This window comes from Pseudarthrobacter sp. HLT1-3 (assembly GCF_059383535.1).
Genome location: NZ_JBWZCJ010000061.1, coordinates 1 through 2,062, shown reverse-complemented (window position 1 = coordinate 2,062; position 2,062 = coordinate 1). Strand labels below are relative to the sequence as shown.

The 2,062-nt window shown below is 62.9% G+C and carries 1 protein-coding gene; it reads left to right on the top strand.

From position 1 onward, the window contains the following. Window positions 1-387: 387 nt before the first annotated feature. Window positions 388-2,062 (top strand): Ig-like domain-containing domain (locus tag AC50X9_RS21190; RefSeq protein ID WP_494897057.1); only part of this gene is annotated, 1,675 nt, incomplete at its 3' end.

Sequence of the window (2,062 nt, the reverse complement as noted above, 5' to 3'; positions counted from 1 at the left end):
CGGCTCCCCGGGTTCGCGCATCGTCTATGAGCCCGCGGCCCTGGTGCGCCACCACGTACCCGCCCACCGCGGGACCTTCCGCTACATGCTGGAGCGGTCCTGGTCAGAGGGAATTTCCAAGGCCCAGGTCAGTCAGGTGGTGGGGCATAAACGGGCCCTGGGCCCGGAACGCCGGTATATAAAAAGTGTGCTGCCACGGGCTGTCCTGGCCGGAATTCGCGACTGGAGCACTGGAAGCAACCCCCGAGGACTGGGGCGTTCAGGGTCCGTTCTCGCGGTATTGGCCTTCACATCCGCCGGCTACTTGCGCGGGCCTCGGCTCGCTCACGTCTCCACAACCCAGCTGAGCATGACAGCTCCCCAAGGTGCACCCTGGAGGGAAGTCCAATGAGTGAACGCGTGAATGAGCTGCTCCCGGCCGCCGGCAGCGCGACCCTTGAGCTGGTCCCGGCCATGGAAAGCCATCGCTTGCCGGACTGGCCGGGGGCGCGGTGGATCGGCACCGTCAGAATTACACAGGTTGAATGTCGGAAGGATGAAAACATGAGCAACCATGATGCGTATGCGGGGGGACGGTTTGCGGCGGCATCCCTTTTGGTCGTAGCCCGAGACAGGAAGGTGCGCAGGACTTCCTGGCTTGGCGTAAGGCGGGGAGGTGGTCGCTGGGCTGCTCTTCGTCGACGCGGGTCGCGGAATCTGCTGGCAGCACTGCTGGCAGTGCTGCTGCTTGCGCTGGGTCTGGTGGTGCCGGTTGCGGCGTCGGCTGCTCCGGGTGATGTTGGGGTTGAAGGTCCGTCGCATTCGGGGACGGGGACGCCGACAGGTACGAAGCGGGCAACGAGTGCGTTGTGGTTCAACGACGGGGTCTGGTGGGGGAACCTGTGGGACACTGCCAGCTCGGATTTTCATATCTTCCGGTTCAATGGAGCGACGAGTTCGTGGGTCGATACGGGTGTGGCGACGGACACGCGGGCGAACACGCATCATGACGTGTTGTGGGACGGGACGACGTTGTATGTGGCGAGCTATCGGTTCGTCAACGACGGTCTGCCAGCTGAGCCGAACTTCCCGACGACGATGCGGCGTTACAGCTACGACACGAGTAAGAATTCGTACACGCTGCTAGGTTCTGAACAGATCAACAACCAGCGCGTTGAGACCCTGACCATCGACAAGGACTCGACTGGTCGGGTGTGGGCCACGTGGCAGCAGGCGAACCGGATCTATCTGAACGTCACTGACACGGCCGGCGTGAAGTGGGGGACGCCGTTCCAGCATCCTGCGGCGTTGAGCAACGTGTCTGTGGACGACACCTCGGCTGTGATCGCGTTCGACGGGAAGATGGGTGTGATGTGGAGCCGGCAGGTCGGTGACGCCACCGACGGCATGTACTGGAGCTACCACGTCGATGGAGCGTCCAACACCGCCTGGACCGCTCCTGTGGCGGCGGTGAAGGGGCAGCGCAGCGGTGATGACCACATGAACTTGAAGTGGCTGGACTCCTCGGGTGGCCAGGTTTTCGCCGCTATTAAGACGTCGTTCACGTCGGCGTCTCAGCCGTTGATCCAGCTGTTGGCTTTGAGTGGTTCGACGTGGTCGGCGCACACGATCGCGACAGTGTCGGAGTGCCCGAACCGGGTGATCGTCTTGATTGATGAGAGTACGCAAAGGCTGCGTACCTTCGCTACCTATCCGAAGCCGAGTGGCACGACGAACGCTGGTGTCTGCACCACCTCGGGGGGTGCGATCTACGAGAAGTCCACGCCGCTGGACAATATCAGCTTTACCACCACGAAGACGGCTCGTATCGTGGACGCCGACCAGTATGTCCACAACGTGACGTCGACGAAGCAGAACCTTAACAGTACGGCGCGGGGCACGGCCAACAGCGGTGTGCTGGTGCTCGCCGATGTGAACGCGACCAGCCGGTACTGGAACTTTTTCGAGCAGGGCCCCGGTGGTGGTGGTGGTGGTGGTGATACGACGGCTCCGACGGTGACGGCTACGTCTCCGGCGGCTGGTGCCACCGGTGTGGCGGTGACGGCGAATGTGACGGGGACCT